Annotated in this window: 21 protein-coding genes and 2 pseudogenes; 15 read left to right on the top strand and 8 right to left on the bottom strand. The window is 35.8% G+C overall.

Translation table 11 applies throughout. The features are described 5' to 3' along the window. Positions 1 to 8: 8 nt before the first annotated feature. Both MVE64_RS16025 and MVE64_RS16030 read right to left on the bottom strand, forming a co-directional pair. Positions 9 to 164: a hypothetical protein gene (locus MVE64_RS16025; RefSeq protein WP_247339519.1), complete on the bottom strand. Its 156-nt coding sequence runs from the start codon at positions 162 to 164 to the stop codon at positions 9 to 11. A gap of 58 nt (positions 165 to 222) precedes the next feature. Continuing rightward, positions 223 to 450, bottom strand: a complete 228-nt coding sequence (locus MVE64_RS16030; RefSeq protein WP_098799261.1) for a DUF1128 domain-containing protein — start codon at positions 448 to 450, stop codon at positions 223 to 225. A 206-nt stretch (positions 451 to 656) separates the two neighbouring features. Between MVE64_RS16030 and MVE64_RS16035 the strand changes: the two genes are divergently transcribed. Genes MVE64_RS16035 through MVE64_RS16045 form a run of 3 tightly spaced genes read left to right on the top strand, consistent with a single transcriptional unit; the run spans position 657 to position 2,312 of the window. Further along, complete coding sequence (locus MVE64_RS16035) at positions 657 to 1,127, top strand: low molecular weight protein-tyrosine-phosphatase (RefSeq protein ID WP_231308919.1); 471 nt, start codon at positions 657 to 659, stop codon at positions 1,125 to 1,127. 18 nt (positions 1,128 to 1,145) lie between these two features. Then, the gene (locus MVE64_RS16040; RefSeq protein WP_212138039.1) at positions 1,146 to 1,478 is read left to right on the top strand and encodes a YtxH domain-containing protein; all 333 of its coding nucleotides are present in this window, start codon (positions 1,146 to 1,148) and stop codon (positions 1,476 to 1,478) included. Between the two features lie 9 nt (positions 1,479 to 1,487). Beyond that, on the top strand, positions 1,488 to 2,312 hold the full coding sequence (locus MVE64_RS16045) for a YihY/virulence factor BrkB family protein (protein WP_247339521.1): 825 nt from the start codon (positions 1,488 to 1,490) through the stop codon (positions 2,310 to 2,312). A gap of 250 nt (positions 2,313 to 2,562) precedes the next feature. On the opposite strand, the gene MVE64_RS16050 is transcribed toward MVE64_RS16045, so the two are convergent. Continuing rightward, complete coding sequence (locus tag MVE64_RS16050; RefSeq protein WP_098799281.1) at positions 2,563 to 2,709, bottom strand: BH0509 family protein; 147 nt, start codon at positions 2,707 to 2,709, stop codon at positions 2,563 to 2,565. A gap of 153 nt (positions 2,710 to 2,862) precedes the next feature. Beyond that, positions 2,863 to 4,060 (bottom strand): annotated as a pseudogene (locus tag MVE64_RS16055) (MFS transporter). 148 nt (positions 4,061 to 4,208) lie between these two features. On the opposite strand from MVE64_RS16055, the gene MVE64_RS16060 reads away from it, so the two are divergent. After that, complete coding sequence (locus tag MVE64_RS16060) at positions 4,209 to 4,592, top strand: OsmC family protein (RefSeq protein WP_247339523.1); 384 nt, start codon at positions 4,209 to 4,211, stop codon at positions 4,590 to 4,592. Positions 4,593 to 4,642: 50 nt separating this feature from the next. Here MVE64_RS16060 and MVE64_RS16065 read toward each other — a convergent pair whose 3' ends face one another. Continuing rightward, positions 4,643 to 5,062 carry a pyridoxamine 5'-phosphate oxidase family protein gene (locus tag MVE64_RS16065; protein WP_212138035.1) on the bottom strand — a complete coding sequence of 140 codons (420 nt, stop codon included), beginning with the start codon at positions 5,060 to 5,062 and terminating at the stop codon, positions 4,643 to 4,645. Positions 5,063 to 5,454: 392 nt separating this feature from the next. Here MVE64_RS16065 and MVE64_RS16070 point away from each other — a divergent pair, with 392 nt between their 5' ends. Together MVE64_RS16070 and MVE64_RS16075 are read left to right on the top strand one after the other, a co-directional pair. Continuing rightward, positions 5,455 to 6,060, top strand: coding sequence for a YczE/YyaS/YitT family protein (locus MVE64_RS16070; RefSeq protein ID WP_231308923.1), 606 nt, complete (start codon positions 5,455 to 5,457; stop codon positions 6,058 to 6,060). Positions 6,061 to 6,172: 112 nt separating this feature from the next. Then, complete coding sequence (locus MVE64_RS16075) at positions 6,173 to 6,967, top strand: YfkD famly protein (RefSeq protein WP_212138033.1); 795 nt, start codon at positions 6,173 to 6,175, stop codon at positions 6,965 to 6,967. A 23-nt stretch (positions 6,968 to 6,990) separates the two neighbouring features. Here the strand turns inward: MVE64_RS16075 and MVE64_RS16080 are convergent, their stop codons facing one another. Both MVE64_RS16080 and yfkAB read right to left on the bottom strand, forming a co-directional pair. Continuing rightward, positions 6,991 to 7,839 (bottom strand): mechanosensitive ion channel family protein, encoded by an 849-nt coding sequence (locus tag MVE64_RS16080; protein ID WP_247339524.1) that lies wholly within the window; start codon positions 7,837 to 7,839, stop codon positions 6,991 to 6,993. A gap of 9 nt (positions 7,840 to 7,848) precedes the next feature. Further along, positions 7,849 to 8,968 (bottom strand): annotated as a pseudogene (yfkAB, locus tag MVE64_RS16085) (radical SAM/CxCxxxxC motif protein YfkAB). A 154-nt stretch (positions 8,969 to 9,122) separates the two neighbouring features. On the opposite strand from yfkAB, the gene MVE64_RS16090 reads away from it, so the two are divergent. The 9 genes from MVE64_RS16090 (at position 9,123) to MVE64_RS16125 (ending at position 19,711) form a co-directional block, all read left to right on the top strand. Next, on the top strand, positions 9,123 to 9,311 hold the full coding sequence (locus tag MVE64_RS16090) for an SE1561 family protein (protein ID WP_098799272.1): 189 nt from the start codon (positions 9,123 to 9,125) through the stop codon (positions 9,309 to 9,311). Positions 9,312 to 9,503: 192 nt separating this feature from the next. Continuing rightward, a complete protein-coding gene (locus tag MVE64_RS16095) occupies positions 9,504 to 11,042 on the top strand; it encodes a fumarate hydratase (RefSeq protein ID WP_247339525.1) in 1,539 nt (512 codons plus the stop codon). A gap of 233 nt (positions 11,043 to 11,275) precedes the next feature. Continuing rightward, positions 11,276 to 14,317, top strand: coding sequence for an efflux RND transporter permease subunit (locus tag MVE64_RS16100; protein ID WP_247339527.1), 3,042 nt, complete (start codon positions 11,276 to 11,278; stop codon positions 14,315 to 14,317). Positions 14,318 to 14,428: 111 nt separating this feature from the next. Beyond that, on the top strand, positions 14,429 to 15,229 hold the full coding sequence (gene pdaA, locus MVE64_RS16105; protein ID WP_247339529.1) for a delta-lactam-biosynthetic de-N-acetylase: 801 nt from the start codon (positions 14,429 to 14,431) through the stop codon (positions 15,227 to 15,229). A gap of 85 nt (positions 15,230 to 15,314) precedes the next feature. Next, positions 15,315 to 16,181 (top strand): DNA-3-methyladenine glycosylase family protein, encoded by an 867-nt coding sequence (locus MVE64_RS16110; protein WP_247339533.1) that lies wholly within the window; start codon positions 15,315 to 15,317, stop codon positions 16,179 to 16,181. A 16-nt stretch (positions 16,182 to 16,197) separates the two neighbouring features. Next, on the top strand, positions 16,198 to 17,610 hold the full coding sequence (rlmD, locus tag MVE64_RS16115; protein ID WP_247347098.1) for a 23S rRNA (uracil(1939)-C(5))-methyltransferase RlmD: 1,413 nt from the start codon (positions 16,198 to 16,200) through the stop codon (positions 17,608 to 17,610). 394 nt (positions 17,611 to 18,004) lie between these two features. After that, positions 18,005 to 18,091 (top strand): hypothetical protein, encoded by an 87-nt coding sequence (locus MVE64_RS28295; protein ID WP_465264313.1) that lies wholly within the window; start codon positions 18,005 to 18,007, stop codon positions 18,089 to 18,091. Positions 18,092 to 18,207: 116 nt separating this feature from the next. Beyond that, complete coding sequence (locus MVE64_RS16120) at positions 18,208 to 18,738, top strand: DinB family protein (RefSeq protein ID WP_247339536.1); 531 nt, start codon at positions 18,208 to 18,210, stop codon at positions 18,736 to 18,738. Positions 18,739 to 18,994: 256 nt separating this feature from the next. Further along, on the top strand, positions 18,995 to 19,711 hold the full coding sequence (locus MVE64_RS16125) for a response regulator transcription factor (RefSeq protein WP_247339538.1): 717 nt from the start codon (positions 18,995 to 18,997) through the stop codon (positions 19,709 to 19,711). Here the strand turns inward: MVE64_RS16125 and MVE64_RS16130 are convergent. Then, positions 19,702 to 19,848, bottom strand: coding sequence for an anti-repressor SinI family protein (locus MVE64_RS16130; RefSeq protein WP_247339540.1), 147 nt, complete (start codon positions 19,846 to 19,848; stop codon positions 19,702 to 19,704). The two genes, MVE64_RS16125 and MVE64_RS16130, sit on opposite strands and share 10 nt — an antisense overlap. Positions 19,849 to 19,945: the final 97 nt, after the last annotated feature.

The raw sequence follows: 19,945 nt of genomic DNA on the forward strand, positions 1-19,945 counted from the left end.
GGGTTTACTTATTTTTTATTCTTTGAATGATCTTCAGTTGGCAAAGGGTCAACACGATAGGAATCTTCAGCATTAATAGCAGCTTTTAACCCATAAAGAACAAGGATAATTGAGATTACGAGGAATCCACATAAACTGATTGTAGCTAACCACCAATTCAACATAAAAAAATCCCCCTCCTTTTTACATTCATATGTAAGTAGGGAAGGAGTCAGAATTAGATTATTGTCCTTTGCGTAGATTTCCTAATTCTTCTGCAATAGCTTGCATTTCATTAGGGCTGAAGGAATTTCTCTTCATAACATGCTCGTAAATATCCTTCAATTCTTCGTACATTTCTTCATCAAAATGAGAAGGTTTAATAGCACCTAGATTTAGAACTCTGAGTTTTTCCTTGATTTGCTCAATCATATACTCAACATTTTCAACTGACTTTTCAGTAAGGTTCATTCCTTTCAGTCCTTTCTCGAATCGGTAATCATTATGGTTATTGTAACATGAAATACTAGCACACATTCAAAAACTTGTTACTTAGTCCTAATTAAGTATATACCGACGAATTGTATTTGAATAAAGAAAAATATTATCATAATAAGTAGAAGTAGAAATAATTGTTTCTAAAAGAAAACTATTGGGAAAAAGGTAAGGAGGATATAATGGTTAACATATTATTTGTTTGTTTGGGGAATATATGCCGTTCACCAATGGCTGAAGCTGTTATGAGAGATTTAGTTAAGAAGGAAGGGTTAGATGAAGCCATTCAAATTGATTCAGCTGGAACAGGAAACTGGCATACAGGGAAACCCCCACATGAAGGAACTCGTCGCATTTTAGATCATTACAACATCTCTTATGAAGGACAAAAGGCAAGGCAGCTTACAAAAGAAGATCTATCTCAATATGATTATTTGATTGGGATGGATAATGAAAATATTGGGAATATTAGACGTTTAGCTGGATATCATTCAACAGGGAAAATTCAACGATTATTAGATTATGTAGAAGAGTCGGACATATTAGATGTTCCTGACCCATATTATACAGGTAACTTTGATGAAGTTTTTGAGATGGTCCATAAAAGCTGTAGCAACTTATTAAAAGAAATTAAATCTTTACATAAACTTTAATGATAGGAGGTATGTTAGGTGGCAAATGAAAATAAGTTAGTTAGAGGTATTGTAATCGGTGCCCTTGTTGGAGCAGCTGTTTCATTATTGGACAAACATACTCGTGAAGACGTTATACAAGCTGGTAAAAATGTATCCTCAAAAATTAAAGGCTATGTTGATGAACCTACTACATTAACGAGCGAAGTTAAGCAAAAGATAGATAATGTGAAGGATAAAGTACAAGAAGTATCAGAAGATCTTTCCTTTCTAAATGAAAAGGTGAAGGAGCTTAGGGAAACAACACCACAAGTTGTAGGCTTAGTACAAGAAACAAAAGAAAGGTTCATTCCGAAACGAGACCAATCGTGAGGTGAATGCATGTTTAAAGAAGGTTCGTTCCTAAAAGAATTAGTCAAAAGATTTACAAGTGATGAGGTACCAGGCCTTTCAGCTCAGCTTTCTTATTTCTTTTTATTGTCGTTATTTCCTTTTCTTATTTTTTTAATCACCTTGCTTGGGTATTTACCGATTGCTCAAGAGGATGTATTAAACACAATAAAACAGTTTGCTCCTGGAGAATCCATGCAATTAATAAATGATACGCTAAATCAAATTTTAAATGATAAAAATGGTAAGCTTTTATCATTTGGTATTATTGCAACCCTCTGGTCAGCATCCAATGGAATTAATGCTATTGTTCGAGCTTTTAATAAGGCGTATGATGTCGAGGAAAGCCGCTCGTTCTTTGTTTCAAGAGGGATGGCAATTCTACTTACAATTGCAATGGTTTTTGTCATTATAGTAGCTCTTTTATTACCCGTGTTTGGAAAAGAAATTGGCCTTTTTATTTTTTCTCATTTTGGTGTTTCAGCACAGTTTTTAACGATTTGGAATACGATGCGCTGGTTAGTAAGTGGAGTAATACTTTTCATTGTGTTTACAGCATTATATTTTGTTGCACCTAATAAGCGTTTGCATCTTAAGGACGGAATACCAGGTGCGATTGCCGCAACAATCGGCTGGATTGCTGTATCACTTGCGTTTTCTTATTATGTTGGTAATTTTGCAAACTATAGTGCCACATATGGAAGTATTGGAGGGATTATTGTTTTAATGGTGTGGCTTTATTTATCAGGAATGATCATTATTCTTGGTGGGGAATTTAATGCACTGTTATATAAACGGAAGCATGCCTTAAAGTGAATTACCAAATGTTTTAGTTCATATTGCATCCCTTAAAGTGAAATAGTAAGTAAGAAGACAAAAGTCTTTATTTTTATGAAAAGTGGGGGTTAAACAATGGCAAAACATACAAAAAAAGGCGGAAGCCATAACAAGCAAAACTCAAAGCAGAGTCCGAAACATAAAACAAGCGGAAGTGCAAACGGTCAAAACGGATATCATTAAATAAGAAAGGCATTGGCTAGGTTTAAAACCTAGTCAGCCTTTTTCTTTACTCAGCATGTTCCAAACAGTTGTTATAAACGGTGCTGTAGATATGTTCAATATCAGCATCTGTCATATAAAGTAAAGAGTCTTTGTCAATTTCCTTCATTCTTTCAATAAATTCAATCATGTTTTTACGTTCCTGTCTGTTCATCATTTTCCCATCTCCCTTTGTGGTTGTTATGATACAGTTTATTGTTGTTAGTTGTATTATATAACAGATTATTTGAAATGTTCAAACCTTTTTTGAAAATTTTTTAAAAAAGGCGCCAGCAGGCTTTGAAAATGAAAAAAAGCTGACAAGATGTCAGCTCGAAAAATGATCCATGGAGGGATTAGTAGATTTTTCTGTTGTTAAAATTGGTTTATAGAGAGTAACAGCTATAAATATAAGTAACAACATACTGCTAATGATGAAGAAATAGCTAATATCATTGGTGTACTTGATAAAAATACCACCTAGATAAGGGCCAGCTAGACTGCCTACACTAAAGGCAACTCCACATAGGAGATTTCCGGTTGGGAGCAGGTTTTTTGGCATTAGGTCAGTCATGTAACTGATTCCTAGTGAGAAGGTAGAGCCTACAACCATTCCAGATATGAATAAGCAAATAATCAGAGCAGTTGGAGAATGTTCAACAAAACTGGCTGTTGTAAAGCTCAAAAAGCCTGTGAATAAAATAAACATTAACACAGTTCTTCTTCCAAATTTGTCACTTAAAATGCCAAGCGGAAGTTGAAATGTGATTGCTCCTATTGCAAAAGAAAACAGTAAAATAGAAATATTCGTTACATCAAGACCAATTCGGAGTGCGTAAACAGGAAAGCTACCGTTTAATGAGGATTCTAAAAATCCATATCCTAAAGGAGGTAAAAATGCAACCCATCCGTATTTCCATGCACTTCTAAATCGTTTCATTGTTTCTTTCATTGAATTAACCTCAATGGTTTGCTCAGGAAAGTCGTTTTTTAGAAGAAACAATAGAGCCCCAGCCTATAAAACAAAGAACAGATGAAATAATAAAAGGCAATGCTTCGTTTATGTTAACGAGTGATGCAAGTAATGGACCTGCTGCAAAACCAACGCCAAAAAATAGGCCGTACAGTGAAATGTTTCTTCCTCTTTTATCTTCAGACGAAAATGAGGTAATCCATGTTTGTGTACCAAAATGTAGGGCATGGTCACCAATTCCAATCAAAAGTCGTAGGCAAAACCAAAACCAAAAGGATTTCCATAACGGAAATAATGCAAGAGAGGAAGCTACGACTAGGCCGCCGAGGATAATAATTGGTTTATAGCCAAACCGTTTTAATGGATATTCCATAAAGGGAGATACTAAAAGAATCCCAATGTATAGAGCTGTTGCGTTTAAGCCATTTAGGTCAGAAGATACCCCACTATTTTCAAAAATAATAGCAATTAGTGGTAGAAGCATTCCTTGGCTAAACCCTGATATCCCGACAATAGAAACCAATATCCAAAAACGAACTCGTTGAGTATTCATGTAAGCACCTCTCATGATTTTAAAAATAATTCTTAAATGCCAGTAATACTTTAAACCGAATAACAAAATTATACAAGAAAAATAAGATAACATTCTTTTGTAATCGTCGTTTTTTAGATACAATAACTTAAAAACTGAGGTGTAGATAATGGAATTTAAAATGAAGAAAGAAGTTGGCTTTACAACAACAACAGAATATGGAGAATTGCATATAGCAGGCGATGAAGCCTACGGGTATAGACCTTATCAACTAATGGTCGCATCAATTGCTGTTTGTAGTGGTGGTGTATTGCGGAAGATTTTAGCTAAGAAAAGAATAGAGATAGAGGATTTAATTATATCTACTGATGTAGAACGTAATGAGGCTGAAGCAAATAAGATCGAAAAGATACATATTCACTATAAAATTAAAGGTCATAATTTAAACGAAAACAAAATTCATCAATCCATTTTATTAGCTAGTAAAAATTGTCCAATGGCTCAGTCAGTTAAAGGTAGTATTGAAATAGGGGAAACATTTGAATTAATTTGAAAGTTATAAATGAAAAAGCCAGATGAATGATTCACCTGGCTTTTCCTAGTTTATAATGACAATGTTTCAGGTTCACTTGAAGACTTTTCGAAATAACGATAAGAAGAAGGTGAAATTTTTAAAAGCATATAGTTAGGATCATCTGCACTTGGTATCCAACTTTTTAAGTGCTCATTCCAGAACTTTTCTTTAAGTTCCTTAGATTCCTCTACCATAACGGTTCCTTCCACCTCCACATATGGGTCATCCCATCCTTTACAATCATTTCCTAATAAAATATGAACATTAGGGTTTGCGTTGATATCCTCAACCTTGTGGGTGTCTTTATTGGTGGCTGTATATAAAACTAAATCCTCATTAAAAAACAGCATGAATCGAGAGAAAGGCTTGTTTTGACTGATAGTTGCTAATGTACCTACTTTATGATTTTGTACGACTTCAAGTAATTTATTTTTCAAATCCTCACTCATTGGATAAGCTCCTTTCTTTCCTCATACAATATATTTGCGTATGTAAAAAGCTTCACACTATATTAATGTGCAATAAAACGATGGATTTCATTCATCTTTAGTGTAAAGGAAGTTAAAGAGTTGAGAATTGGTGTTTAATTACTTAAACAAAAAAGAGACTCTGTGTATAAATACACAGAGTCTTATAGTTTGTGTAGGACGAAACAGATAACTAGAGAAATTGGTAACGCTTGCAAAAAAGCGTTAAATTCCTAGGGACACTTTATCGTGTACCTATATGATACTATAATCATCAAGGGTTGTAAATATTCTGTTTATTAATTTTACTATTTGTTTTAAAGTAATGTTTGTCCTCATATTTATTAGCATCTACTTAGAAAGGAACTAAAAGGATGAAGATTAGAATTTTATTTTATTTAATTGGCCTCTTCTTAATGGGTTTTGGTGTCACACTGACAATAAAAGCTGACTTAGGAGCTGGAGCATGGGATGCCTTAAACGTTGGTCTGTCAAATGTTGTTGGGTTAACAGTAGGAAGTTGGGTTATTATCATTGGGGTAATCTTAATATTTATTAACGCCTTAATCGTTAGAGGTAAACCTAAATTACTAGCTGTGGTTACAATTTTATTAATAGGTTTTTCAGTTGATTTTTGGCTAATAGTAGTTATGAACAACGTTCATTTAAGTACATTATTATTACAGGTAATATCTCTTATCGCCGGGATAATACTTATTGCCATTGGCGTAGCCATGTATTTGCAAACAAAGTTTCCTGCTAATCCAATTGATCAACTGATGATCTCATTGCATGAAAGGTTTCAATTGAACTTTATGATCGCTAAAACAATTGGAGAGGTTACCGCATTAATCTTAGCGTTTATTTTGCAAGGACCTATTGGTGTAGGGACAATCATCATTACCTTTTTAATTGGACCAATGATTCAATGGATAAATAAGCCTATGACGAAGAGGTATGAGTTATTGCTAAAGAGATAGTAGAGAAATCGTCATGCTTAAGAACTTTATAGAAGTACTGATTAAAAATTTTGGATAAACCATTTCCCAATTGAAAACAATAATGACAAGCATGTTGAAAGGAGTAAAAACCATGAAAAGAAGATTGCTCATTTCTTTAGTTTTGCTTTTATCATTTAGTTTTTCAAGTGCTGTATTAGCAGAAGGGAAAACACAAAAGCCGAAGATGCCGGGTTCGGTAATGGATATTTCAAAGGAAAACACATATCCAAATCCAACTCAGGATTTACCTTATTTACAGCCAAGTGAGCTAACTCAGCAACTGATTGATACAGCAGAAGTTCCAATTGAGAATCCTGATTTGATTCGTATTTTAAATGAATCCACTATTTCTGATGCACCACTTGCCTTCGGATATCGTGCCACTATTTATTTAGGTCAGTGGGCACTTAATTATGAATCAACTGAAACAGCAACAAATTGGGAGTATCAAAAAATAAACACAAATTATCAAGATAATCGTGGTGGAAAATCACAAATCCAAATGCATTATCGCCAGGAGGCGCAAAAATCTGTAAAAGGTGGCTTAACAGCAAAAGTCCCTGAAGCAGAGCATGTTAAAAAAATGATGTTGTTAGAGGCAATGAAGAAAACAAATTTACCATTAGCGTTTGAAACGATCATTGGGGCAGGAACAAAGAAAGATCAGGTGTATAATGTACCTCCTAAAAAATTAGGCTATTTATATGCCTATGCTCCCGCAGTGAGTGAAAAAGGAAAAGTAACGTATGGTGAAGTTTATTTGGTATTAAAAGGTAATAAGAAAAGCATTGTTGTAAAGAATATAACATCACAAGGAATTGGCGCATGGATTCCATTACAAGATCATGCATCATTTGGATTTGTTACATCCGATCAACCTAGATAACCATAAAAAATCAGTACCTTGTGTTAGGTACTGATTTTTTTACTTTGGCTTAATGAAACTCTTTCTTCTGCCAACAGAATATTTTCATCGAAAAGAGCTTTAGCAATGATTTTCCTTGCTTCCTTCGCCGCATTCCAATAGTGTTGGTCATCAACTAAACCGATGATTGCATATTCGTATCCCCGATAATTAGCATTTAAAGAGGTAATCCCGAATAAGTGAAAGGGCTCAATAATTGTGTCAGATGAATCTCTTTTTAAGTAGTCTTCTAATTCCTGGTTTATTTTTTCACAAGTGTGTTCTAGTACTGTCCACACTTTATCTGGATCTTCTCTAAAGCTTGTCACAACACGCTCAATAACTCTCATCCGGTCTATGTTATAGTTATGAATTTGTTTTATTTCACCGTTACTAATTGTTAATAATTTTCCGCTCCATTCTCGTACCTTTAAAGAGCGGAGTCCGATTTCTTCAACAGTGCCATTAAATGTGTTATTGATTGTAATGAAATCACCTTGATGAAGCTGTTTTTCATAAATTAAGAACATTCCTGCTAAAATATCCTTTATTAAGCTTTGTGCTCCAAATCCGATGACAATACCTGCCACACCGGCACCTGCTAGGATGGATCCAAAATTTTCAACAAATAAAGAGATAATGTATAAGATGAAACCTATAGTAGCGGCATATCTTGTGACGGATCGAATCATACTTTCAATTGTTTTTTCTTTTCGCTCTTCGATAAAATCTGTTCGCTGGAAGAACTTTCTTATAAAGAAATTGATGATAAAAACACTCACTGCTAAGAGAATAGCAACAATAATCACTTTTAGTAACTCATATTCTTTTAAAAATGCTACTGTCTGTTCCATCGTCTCACCCTATATATTCGATTTTCTTTTTGTGAAATCTATATCTTGGTAATAACTATTTTTAACAAGTACATTAGGTCCTAGACATTGAACTGCTGGACAGTGGCAATTTAATGATTTAGCAAGGTTTGTATTCATCCAGTTTGAGTAGGCTGATTGTAGAGTGTTATGCTGAATATTCCCGAGTGACGGAGTATCACCAAAGTCAGTCACGATAATATCTCCATCAAAGATATTTACATTAAGTCTTGAACGGCCATCAGGATCATTTCGTACCGTGACATTTTTGCACTCGCGTAAACGTTGGATGAGTTCTAAGTCCTCTTCATTTTGACTGCAAGCATAAAATGGTAAAGTTCCAAACAACATCCATACACTTTCATCCCGAAAATTTAATAACTGATGAATTGCTTTTCGCATTTCTGGAAGAGAAAGAGTTTCTAAGGCACTTGCAAAATCACTTGGATACATTGGGTGAATTTCATGACGTTGACAAAGCATTTCTTCAACAATTTGTTTATGTATTTTCTCCATATAAGGAAGTGTTCGTTTATTAAGCATCGTTTCAGCAGATACAATCACACCCTCCCTTACTAAAGCTCGGCTATTCTCAATCATTCGATCAAACAAAGCAGCTCTTTGTTGGTAAGTGCTTTCGATCCATAACAGCAAACCCGACCTCGACGAATTCATCAATTGTTCCCCAGTTATGAGATATATGTAAAACGTCAAGGTAAGGAATAATTTTTTCGTAACGCTTTAAATCCAAGGTTAAATTTGAATTAATTTGTGTACGTACACCGCGTTCATGGGCATACTTAAGAAGAGGCACCACATACTGTTCAACAGATTTTAATGAAAGCATCGGCTCTCCACCTGTAATACTTAGAGAACGTAGTGTAGGTACTTCATCCAATCTTTTTAGCAGCAGATCAATAGGAAGTGCCTTTGGATCTTTAGGTTGTAAGGTATAACCAACTGCACAATGCTCGCATCTCATATTACAAAGAGTTGTTGTGGTAAATTCAATATTCGTTAACGTCATTTCGCCATACTGCTCTATATCTAAATAAGCTTCCCATGGATCATATGAGGTTGTTATTGGTTTTAATGGTTTTAGTGCATTCATATTGTTTGCTCCTTTTTAAAAGGGTAAAAATGATCTATACATTCGCTTATTTTAACAGAAACCTTAAGGGAGAACATCCATTAATTATGATAGGTTATACTTGTCAAAGAATTGTAAATCATCTACGATACATGTATCTGAAAGGAGAGAAACAATGGGTAACGCAGTACACGATAAGGATTCTCAACTATCCTATTTGAAAAATCGCCTAAATATGTTTTTAGAAGTCATTGACTCGATGGATCCTGAATCTACAGATGTAGACGATGTTGATCGTTTAATTCAAATGCTTGATGATCTTGAATTAAAGCATAATCAGTTTAAAAAAGATTGGAAAGAATGAGCTGGCACTAATTGTGTCGGCTTTTTTTGTGGCATTGCATACCAAAAGAATCCTGAAAACGCTTCTTTTCAATAAATCGCTTGAGGAGTATAATAAAAATTGTGGGAAAAGACCGAAAGTTTACTAAATTAGTAGTGATTAGTGTAGGCACATCCTTGGTTGCTGAGCTTTCACACGAGGGGGAGAATCGAGATGGAGAACTTTTATGAAAGCATGTATCAATTAATAGTAGAAACTTCGACTAACTTACCAAAAGACGTAAGAAGAGCAATTGCAGCAGCAAAATTAAAAGAAAATGCTGGAACACGCTCTGCGATGTCTCTTGCAACGATTACAAATAATATTAAAATGGCTGATGATAATGTTTCTCCAATTTGCCAGGATACAGGCTTACCTACCTTTAAAATAAAAGTGCCGGTATCTGCTAATCAGATTGAAATGAAAAAACAAATTAAACGCGCAATCGAACAAGCTACAAAAGATGGAAAGTTAAGACCGAATTCTGTTGACTCTATTTCTGGTGATAATAGTGGGGACAACCTTGGAGATGGAACCCCTGTTATTAAATTTGAACAATGGGAAAACGATTATATTGATGCCCGCCTTATCCTAAAAGGAGGAGGTTGTGAAAATAAAAATATCCAGTACAGTCTTCCTTGTGAGCTTGAAGGATTAGGAAAAGCAGGCCGTGACTTAGACGGAATTCGCAAGTGTATTATGCATTCTGTATATCAAGCACAAGGACAGGGTTGTAGTGCCGGCTTCATCGGTGTTGGAATTGGTGGAGATCGTACAAGTGGTTATGAGTTGGCGAAGGAACAGCTGTTTAGAAGAGTTGATGATGTGAATGAACGTGAGGAGTTACGTCAACTTGAAGAATATGTTATGGAAAATGCCAATGAGTTAGGAATTGGAACAATGGGCTTTGGTGGTGAAACAACATTACTAGGTTGTAAGGTTGGGGTTATTAACCGTATTCCAGCTAGTTTCTTTGTTTCGGTTGCCTATAATTGTTGGGCGTATCGCCGTTTAGGTGTATACATTGATCCAGAAACAGGTGCAATTAATGAGTGGTTATATCAAGACGGAGAAGAAGTAGATTTTTCACAAGATGAGGTAGCGGCAACTCATGAGCAAAGCGAACAAACAAGAGAAGTAATCCTTGAAGCTCCTATTACAGAAGAAAAAATAAGAGAGCTAAAGGTTGGAGATGTTGTTCGTATTAACGGAATGATGTATACAGGTCGGGATGCAATTCATAAATACCTATCCGAAAATGATTCGCCTGTTGATTTGAATGGTCAAGTTATTTATCATTGTGGCCCTGTTATGTTAAAAGATGAAGATGGAAACTATCATGTGAAAGCCGCTGGTCCTACAACGAGTATTCGTGAAGAGCCTTATCAAGGTGATATTATGAAGCGCTTCGGTATTCGTGCTGTTATTGGAAAAGGCGGAATGGGGCCGAAAACCTTAAAAGCTCTAGGAGAGCATGGCGGTGTTTACTTAAACGCAATTGGTGGAGCAGCACAATACTATGCCGATTGTATCAAATCAGTTGAAGGTGTTGATCTTATGCAATTTGGAATACCTGAAGCTATGTGGCATTTAAAAGTAGAAGGCTTTACTGCTGTTGTTACAATGGATTCTCATGGTAATAGCCTACATGCAGATGTAGATAAAAGCTCACTTGAAAAACTAGCTCAATTTAAAGAGCCTGTATTTAAATAAACGTTTAATTAGAGGAGACCTTGGTATGTAGCCAGGGTCTTCTTTTTATTAGTGGTTATTATGAGGTTAATAGAAGGAATATTATGAACATTTAAAGAAGTGTTTCATTGTAAAATATCTGTAAAATAGGAAGATTTTTCCCTAGCATTCGTTTATAATCAATCCTTGGGTGCTTACGTTACTATAGGCACACTATTATACAGGGCAATAGGTTTAGTGAACGGGGGAAAGCTTTGCTTAAGTTTATTGTAAAGCGAAAGATTTTAGTAAGTTTAGTTACGGTTTTAGTGTTAATCGTAGGAAGCTATTCATTACTGAAGCTGGACAAAGAATTAATGCCATCCATTAATTTTGATGGTGCGTATGTGGATGTGAGTGCTGGTGAAATGTCTGCAATTGAGGTGGAGAGGACTATCACGAACCCACTGGAACAAAGCATTCAAGGTATTGATGGAGTGGAAGAGGTTACCTCTACTACTTCAATTGGAAGAAGTGCTCTAAATATTACAATTGAAACAGGTCGTGGTGATGAAGTTTCAAAAGAAATTGAATCTGTCGTCCAATCAACAACTGCAAATATTAGCGGTATTAATGAAGTTGTTACAGATCAAATAGGAACAAGTTCTCCTTATGAGTTCTATATGGATGTTTCTAATGGAGAAATGGAAGAGATGACTGCTTTTGCTGAAGAAGTTCTAGAGCCACGACTTGAAGAACTTCCGGAAGTAAGAGATGTTTCTTTAGCTGGAATCCAAGAACATGAAATGGTTATTGAGTTTGACCGCGAAAAAGTTCAGGAAAAAGGTTTGGATATCTCACAAATTAGTACTATTATAGGGCAGGCTAATAGTGAGGCAACATTAGGAGAATTAAGTGAAGATCAAAATGCGCCTTCTTTACGTTGGAATACAAAGTTAGAATCTGTTGAGGATGTAGAAAACATTCAAATAATGACTCAAACAGGTGCTGTTGAATTGAAAGAGGTTGCTGATGTAGCAATAGATCCTAAAGAAAACTCATCATTTGTTTGGAAAAACGGTACAAAAGATTTTGTCTTTGTGCAAATCGGACGAGTGGCAGATGTAACTCAAATTGAAATGGCTGAAGCAATAAGGGCAGAAATCAAAGAAATCAAAGACGAAGGTTTAGTAAAAGATTTTGAACTAAATGAAATGGTTGCACAAGCTGACTATGTTAAGGAATCGATTGATGGAGTTTCAAGTAATATCGTTATCGGCGGTGTTATAGCAGTTATTATTCTATTACTATTTTTACGCAACGTGAGAGCCACGATCATTGTCGGACTCTCTATTCCAACATCGATCTTACTTACGTTTTTAGCAATGTGGGCATTAGATTATAGTTTAAATATGTTAACGCTAATTGGGTTAGGATTAGGAATTGGAATGATGGTTGACTCGTCTATTGTTATCCTTGAATCTATTTATAGAAAGAAGGAACAAGGCCTGAAACCATTAGAGTCTGTTGTGGAGGGGACAAAAGAAGTTGCCTCAGCTGTATTTGCGTCGATGCTAACAACAATTGTTGTTTTCCTACCAATTGGTTTGTTAGGCGGAGAAATGGGGCAATTTATGATCCTTCTATCCGTGGTTGTCTCTGCTACATTAATTAGTTCTGTTATTGTCTCTTTTACCCTTATCCCGAGCTTATCTGAGAACTTTTTAAAGCTAGGGAAGAAACAGGTGAAAAAGGAAGGACGATTGTTAAAAGGTTATAGCCATTTTGTATCATGGGTTGTTACGAAAAAACGAAACAGCTTTATCATGGTCGGAATTTTCTTTATGATGTTTGTTGGTTCGTTTTTCTTAGTGTCTAAAATTCCGATGACCATTATGCCTGATGTTTATAACCGTTATTCAGAGTTGATGGTTGATCTGGAAACAGGTGTGTCTGTCGAGGACAAAGAAAAAATTGTTGAACAAATTAACGAAAGTCTCTCTAAGATTGAGGATGTTGAACAAAATTATGTAATGGATAATGGCTCTATGCTTTACACTATTATTAATATGACCAAAGGTAATGACATCGTAAAAGGACAAAAAGAAGTCAATGAGGAAATATTGAGCTCCTTACGAAAGATCCAAGAGGATTACCCTATTGAAGGCATTCAAACAGCTGCTTCAACAGGTGGAGGTTACCCTGTTCAAGTGTTAATTAAAGGTGAAAGCTTTGATGAGCTAAAAACAATTGCAGATAATTTCTCTAGTGAATTAGAAAAAATCGAAGGTATTGTGGCTGTGAAAAATTCTATTGAGCGTACTTCTGTTGAAGAAGTTGTGCAGTTAAAAGAGGATGCAATTGAAGATGCGGGATTATCTTCATCACAGGTTAGACAATTTATTGAGCAGGCCTTTTTAAATATGCCACTGGGTGAGGTTACGGTCGAGGAAGAAAATATTCCTCTTATAATGAAGTGGAATGAAAGTACAAATAATAAGGATGCGCTGTTAAAATTAAAAATTCCTACAAATGATGGAGAAAAGAGTCTTTCAAGCTTTATTGAACTAGTAAGTGTTGATACTCCAAATGAAATTTCTCATGATGAAGGAGATCGTTTCATTACGGTTTCAGCAGATATTAAGGATACCGATCTAGGAACAATCAATCGAGAAGTTCAATCTTTAATAGAAGATTTTGAAACACCGACTGGTTACAATGTATCGGTTGCGGGTGATTTGGAGCAGCAACAAGAACTGATCCAAGATATGATTCTAATCCTAGCTATTTCAATATTCTTAGTTTACCTTGTTATGGCTGTTCAGTTTAATAATTTGGCTCATCCTCTAGTTGTGATGTCTATTATACCTATGACTATTGTGGGCGTTATAGCAGGACTATTCATTACACAACGTGAGTTAAGTATTATGTCAGGAATGGGGATTGTCATGTTAATAGGAATCGTTCTAAACAATGCAATCCTGCTTATTGATCGTACAAATCAATTACGCAAAGAAGGATATAATGTGACTGAAGCTATCGTCGCAGCAGGAAAAGATCGGATCCGACCGATTTTTATGACAACTTTAACAACAGCAGGAGGAATGCTTCCACTTGCATTAGCATCAGGTACATCTGGAAACTATCAGGCTCCAATGGCTACAGCGATTATCTCTGGATTATTATTTGCAACATTTATTACATTAGTACTTATTCCAGCTGTTTATCGTATTTTTAACAGTATCGGCAATGGTTTTAATCGTTTTTCTAAGAAAAAGAATAAAAAAGAAAAGATTATTGAGGAAATCGCTAGCTGATGATTGAAACCCTTCATTTATTTGAAGGGTTTCTTTATGGTATTTTTTTTCAGTATTTAAATTCTCTCTTTAACAACACTATAAATAATAACAAGAATGAGGAGAGAGTTTATGAAAAAATTGACCGTTGTTTTAATGTTTTTTTGCTTATGTTTTATTTCAATGAATTCTGTTTCAGCAGTTTCGAATAACCCTATTCATTGGGGATTTAAAAAGAGTCGAAATCATGAACCTGCAACTGCTGGTGAGGAATTAGATGCATTGCTTTCAAAATATGGCGGCTTTTATATTGGTGATACAACGAAAAAAGATATTTACCTTACATTTGACAATGGTTACGAAAATGGGTATACACCTAAAGTTCTTGATGTTCTTAAAAAGCAAAAGGTGCCTGCAACATTTTTTGTGACCGGACATTATCTTGATTCAGAGCCTGAACTAGTAAAGCGAATGGTTAATGAAGGTCATATTGTCGGAAATCACTCATGGTATCATCCTGACTTAACAACTCAAAGTGATGAAGAATTTAAGAAAGAATTAGAATCTGTTCGTATCAAAGTAGAAGAACTGACAAGTCAACAAGGCATGAGCTATCTTAGGCCTCCAAGAGGGATTTTTAGTGAAAAGGTGCTTGCCAAAGCTGAAGAGCTTGGATATACTTCTGTTTTTTGGTCACTTGCGTTTGTTGACTGGAAAGTAGACTCTCAAAAAGGCTGGAAGTACTCATATGATAACATTATGAAGCAAATTCATCCCGGTTCTATTATTTTGCTTCATACTGTATCAAAAGATAATGCCGAGGCATTGGATCATGCGATTGAAGAATTAAGGAAACAAGGCTATACCTTCAAAAGCCTAGATGATTTGATGATAAATAAAATGATGGATCATCCATATTTACTTTCCCTTTGATACGATCAAAGGGTTTTTCCTTTTCCGTAGGTTCCTTATTTTAAAATGATATAATAAAAATAAAAGAAGAAGAGGAAGAAAAAGCATGTGGATGGAAATCATAACATGTAAAGGCCCATATCATTTTGATTCAGTTCTAGATCGTCTATCATTGGATCCTATCATACATATTAATAAGGATGAACAATTGGTCAGAGTCCCTTTTGTTATAGAAGGAAAGTCATATGTACTTAATGTAAAAGCAATCGGAACAGTAAAAGAACCTGCTTTTGAGTTATGTGGTACTGATAAAACGATTAAGGAAGAGGCTATAAGGCGAATTAGAAGGATATTTCAGTTTGACTTTTCTTTAGATAAGGTTATGAGTCATTTTCATCAAACAAATCTTTCTAGAATCTTTCAGCAACATGAAGGAACACCAATTGTGTTAGAATTTGATTTTTATAGCTGTTTAATGAAGTGTATTATCCATCAACAGTTAAATTTAGCTTTTGCTCATACATTAACATCTAGATTTGTGAAAGAGTTTGGATATCAAATAGAGGGTGTTTGGTTTTATCCTACACCTGAGACAGTAGCCGGGTTGGAGTATGATGACTTAAGGGCATTACAATTTAGCGGTAGAAAAGCAGAGTATGTAATTGATACCTCAAGACTTATTGTAGACGGAAGGCTCAATCTAATGGAGTTGGACTTGCTCCCTGAGGAAGAATTGATGAAGGATCTAGTGAAAATACGTGGTATTGGTCCATGGACGGTGCAAAACTTCATGCTTTCTGGTCTTGGGCGTCCAAATCTATTTCCCAAAGCTGATATTGGTATACAAAAAGCAATTCAAAAGCATTTTAACCTTGAGAAAAAACCAACTAGTGATGAAATGGACGAATATAGCAAAGAGTGGTCTCCTTATTTAAGTTATGCCACATTATATTTATGGAGAAGCATTGAGTAGAAACGGAGCGTTAAATATGAAAGAAAAGAAACAGGCACAAGCCAGCCAAATTAAAATTTCAAAGGGACAAACTTTCCCGTTAACAATTAAACGTTTAGGGATTAATGGTGAAGGTGTAGGTTATTTTAAACGACAAGTTGTCTTTGTCCCTGGAGCACTGCCTGGTGAAGAAGTATTAGTAGAAGCAACTAACATTCAACCAAAGTTTGCGGAGGGAAAAGTAAAAACAATACGAAAAAAATCCCCATTCCGTGTTAAGCCGCCTTGTCCAATTTATGAGGAATGTGGTGGCTGTCAGCTTCAACATTTAGCCTATGATCAGCAACTGAAGGAAAAGCGTGATATTGTTGTTCAGTCTATGGAAAGACATACAAAATTAAAAATCTCCTCCTTGGATATTCGTCAGACTATCGGTATGGAAGACCCGTGGAACTATCGAAACAAAAGTCAATTTCAAGTTGGGCAGCAAAAGGGGAAAGTAATTGCAGGCCTATATGGATTGGATTCACACCGCCTTATTCCTATTCAGAATTGTATGGTCCAGCATCCACTAACAAATAAGGTAACTGAAGGGGTAAAGCAAATTCTCGAAGATTTCCAGGTGCCGATTTACGATGAACGAAAAAGAAAAGGAATTGTAAGAACAATCGTTACACGTGCCGGTTTTCAAACAGGAGAAGTACAGGTCGTTTTAATTACGACTCAAAAAGAAGTACCTCGTAAAAAGTTAATCATGGCTGAAATACAAAAAAGGTTTCCTGAAGTAAAATCTCTTGTTCAGAATATAAATGGAAACAAAACATCGCTTATTTTTGGTGAAAAAACATTACATCTAAGTGGAGAAGAAGTTATCCAGGAAACGTTAGGAGACTTGAGCTTCGAACTTTCAGCAAGAGCATTCTTCCAACTGAATCCTGTTCAAACTGTAAAGCTGTATGATGAAGTAAAGAATGCAGCAAATCTTACCGGCAATGAAAAAATCGCTGATGCATATTGCGGAGTAGGAACAATTGGCTTATGGTTAGCGAAGGGTGCAAGTGAAGTGCGCGGAATGGATACAATTGAAGCAGCTGTTATTGATGCACAAGAAAATGCTCGTAGACACGGTATAGAGAATGCAACCTATGTAACAGGCACTGCAGAGCACTGGCTGCCAAAATGGGTAGAGGAAGGCTGGCGACCAGACGTTGTTGTGGTGGATCCCCCACGTACGGGCTGTGATCGTAAATTATTAGATGCAATTAAAAAAGTGAAGCCGAAGAAATTTGTTTATGTTTCATGCAATCCTTCCACACTAGCGAAGGATATTGATTATTTAAGTAAAGATTATAAAGTCGAGTACATTCAGCCAGTGGATATGTTTCCGCATACGGCGCATGTTGAGGTAGTATCGCAGATGATTTTAAAAGAAGAAGCAGTTTCCCGATAAGGGACAAACCTGCTTCTATTCAAATGTTGGGGCGGCAAATCGGTAATTCATTACCGGTGTGCCGTCTTCTTTTACATCAATTCGATTGATTTTCACGTGTTTTTATTGAACATCTAAGTGAAATTCGTAGATGTCCCATCCCTTTTCTTCGATAAATTTGTAAAACAATTCTTACTGATATTTCAGTGATGCTTTTTGTTCCTCTTTGTCTGTTGATACTCGAATATAAATTGCACATCTCATGAAGCATCTTGCTCCTTTTTGTTTGAGTGAGATGTAGCAGTGTTTACAAGTTCGCCCCTATCCAAGCGCGGAGGCTCGGCAAATTTTAGAATCCTACTTCTTGAGTTGACTAGCTCTTAGATGGAAGAGGTCGAGGAGCTGAAAGAATGTCTTGATCCATTTTCGCGTTAGAACGCCGGAGGTGATTTTGCATTATATCCTGAGCTGGAGAGGAGAGGTTGAGGTTTTAAAACCGTAGTCTTTACGCTTCCGGATTCGGGAAGAAGCAAAAAAATAAATAAATATGCTACTGACACTGTCGTCGGTAGCATATTTATATTTTGGAGTGAACAAGAGAATGAGAGGTGTGTTTTTATGAGAAGTACTGCTGATGGGTTGCAAGTTTTTGAAAAGAGTGTTGAACGCTATTTATTAGAATTGGAAGATATTACAATGGAACAATTACTTGCAGCACCAAACGATGAGGAGTGGTCCATTGGGCAGCTGTTTGTGCATTTGATTCAGTCGGCACATTATATGCTGCATAACATTGAGCAATGTTTGGCTGGAGGCGATGATGTAACGGGGGTAACGAAGGGAAAAACGGAAGATGGCAAGGCTTTATTTGAGCTAGGAAGTTTTCCGCCGATTCGGATAAAGGTCCCAGCTTCGTCGTACACAACACCGCAGCCGGAGGGCAAGGAGCATCTAATAGAAGGACTTCGAGACGTAGTGGAAAGGATGAAACGAATAGAAAGAGCATTGAATCAGGCTCCAAACGGCGATAAAATTATTCATCCAAAATTCGGTGCATTAAATGCTACGGAGTGGTTTTTACTGGTAGAGATGCACTTCAGGCATCATTTCTTGCAGCTTGAACGATTGTTGAATGTCCTAGAAAAATGACAATGTGGAATGTGTTTCAAAGCTTGTATTAACAAATGGTAACTAATATTTTTTTCCGATTTTACCAGGTAGAACTCAAAGAGTTCCTACCTGGTTTTTTATTCGTTAATAAAGTAATTTAAAAACGAATGTAGGATTTTAGAAATGCGTCAGTATGATCCTCCATGCCTAAAAGATTGGATAATATAGGTAGTTGATGGTATATTATGAAATAGTTGTATAGTCGTATTTTGATAGATAATGGTAGGTGAGTTAGATGCTCAAGGAAAAAGTAATGCTGGTAGAAGATGATCATGATATACGTGAAGTTTTGCAATTATACCTACTAAAGGAAGGGTATTCTGTCATTCATGCTGAAGATGGCCTAACGGCATTACAATTAGTAGAAACGGAAAAGCCTGATATCATCATTTTGGACGTAGTACTTCCGCGAATGGATGGGTTTGAGGTATGTCGTTTACTTCGTCAAAAGACAAATATCCCCATCTTGTTTTTGAGCTCAAAGGAAGATGAATTTGATAAGATATTGGGTCACAAAATTGGTGGGGATGATTACATTACTAAACCCTTTAGTCCAGCTCTTGTAACAGTGAAAATTCAAGCCCATCTACGTCGTCATCAGAATATTGATCACCAATTAAGGCCTGTGAAGGAGCGGTTTTTGAAAAAAATAGAATATCCAGGATTAATTATAGATAAAGTAAGCTGTGTTGTAAAAGTAAATGGTGCAACTGTCCCCTTGTCTACAAAGGAATATCAACTCCTATGTTTATTAGCGGAACATCCTAATCGTGTTTATAGTGTTGAAGATTTATTTGAATTAATTTGGGGAGAAGAAAGCCTAGGTGACCACCGTACAGTTATGGTTCATATAAGTAATTTACGCAAAAAAATTGAACCTATACCAGCCGATCCCATGTATATTGTCACAGTTAGAGGGATGGGGTATAAATTCATTGCTTCTCAGGAGTGAGGTTTTTTATTCTTAAAAAAGTTGTGTATTTCTTCGGGAGTCATGCCAAGGTTTTTTGCTTCCAAAATGAGTTGTACCCATTCCTGGTCTATCTCTTGATCAGAATTACTGCAATTCAATAGATTCGTATTTTCCATCTCCAAACCTCCATGAACATTCCTACATAAATAGTATAATGTTAAAACTATAAGGTCTGTTTAAGATTACTTAAAGTTTTGTTAAAGAATTGGAAAT

The organism is Metabacillus endolithicus (assembly GCF_023078335.1).
Classification (GTDB): Bacteria; Bacillota; Bacilli; order Bacillales; family Bacillaceae; genus Metabacillus; species Metabacillus endolithicus.

What these genes read in the sequence shown, in the direction of transcription:
- rlmD (WP_247347098.1), top strand. Translation starts at nt 16,198, where the DNA reads ATGAAAGAAAAGAAACAGGCACAAGCCAGCCAAATTAAAATTTCAAAG.
- MVE64_RS16035 (WP_231308919.1), top strand. Translation starts at nt 657, where the DNA reads ATGGTTAACATATTATTTGTTTGTTTGGGGAATATATGCCGTTCACCA.
- MVE64_RS16030 (WP_098799261.1), bottom strand. Translation starts at nt 450, where the DNA reads ATGAACCTTACTGAAAAGTCAGTTGAAAATGTTGAGTATATGATTGAG.
- MVE64_RS16070 (WP_231308923.1), top strand. Translation starts at nt 5,455, where the DNA reads ATGAAGATTAGAATTTTATTTTATTTAATTGGCCTCTTCTTAATGGGT.
- MVE64_RS16025 (WP_247339519.1), bottom strand. Translation starts at nt 164, where the DNA reads ATGTTGAATTGGTGGTTAGCTACAATCAGTTTATGTGGATTCCTCGTA.
- MVE64_RS16090 (WP_098799272.1), top strand. Translation starts at nt 9,123, where the DNA reads ATGGGTAACGCAGTACACGATAAGGATTCTCAACTATCCTATTTGAAA.
- MVE64_RS16095 (WP_247339525.1), top strand. Translation starts at nt 9,504, where the DNA reads ATGGAGAACTTTTATGAAAGCATGTATCAATTAATAGTAGAAACTTCG.
- MVE64_RS16110 (WP_247339533.1), top strand. Translation starts at nt 15,315, where the DNA reads ATGTGGATGGAAATCATAACATGTAAAGGCCCATATCATTTTGATTCA.
- MVE64_RS16045 (WP_247339521.1), top strand. Translation starts at nt 1,488, where the DNA reads ATGTTTAAAGAAGGTTCGTTCCTAAAAGAATTAGTCAAAAGATTTACA.
- MVE64_RS16125 (WP_247339538.1), top strand. Translation starts at nt 18,995, where the DNA reads ATGCTCAAGGAAAAAGTAATGCTGGTAGAAGATGATCATGATATACGT.
- MVE64_RS16080 (WP_247339524.1), bottom strand. Translation starts at nt 7,839, where the DNA reads ATGGAACAGACAGTAGCATTTTTAAAAGAATATGAGTTACTAAAAGTG.
- MVE64_RS16060 (WP_247339523.1), top strand. Translation starts at nt 4,209, where the DNA reads ATGGAATTTAAAATGAAGAAAGAAGTTGGCTTTACAACAACAACAGAA.
- MVE64_RS16050 (WP_098799281.1), bottom strand. Translation starts at nt 2,709, where the DNA reads ATGAACAGACAGGAACGTAAAAACATGATTGAATTTATTGAAAGAATG.
- pdaA (WP_247339529.1), top strand. Translation starts at nt 14,429, where the DNA reads ATGAAAAAATTGACCGTTGTTTTAATGTTTTTTTGCTTATGTTTTATT.
- MVE64_RS16120 (WP_247339536.1), top strand. Translation starts at nt 18,208, where the DNA reads ATGAGAAGTACTGCTGATGGGTTGCAAGTTTTTGAAAAGAGTGTTGAA.
- MVE64_RS16130 (WP_247339540.1), bottom strand. Translation starts at nt 19,848, where the DNA reads ATGGAAAATACGAATCTATTGAATTGCAGTAATTCTGATCAAGAGATA.
- MVE64_RS16065 (WP_212138035.1), bottom strand. Translation starts at nt 5,062, where the DNA reads ATGAGTGAGGATTTGAAAAATAAATTACTTGAAGTCGTACAAAATCAT.
- MVE64_RS16075 (WP_212138033.1), top strand. Translation starts at nt 6,173, where the DNA reads ATGAAAAGAAGATTGCTCATTTCTTTAGTTTTGCTTTTATCATTTAGT.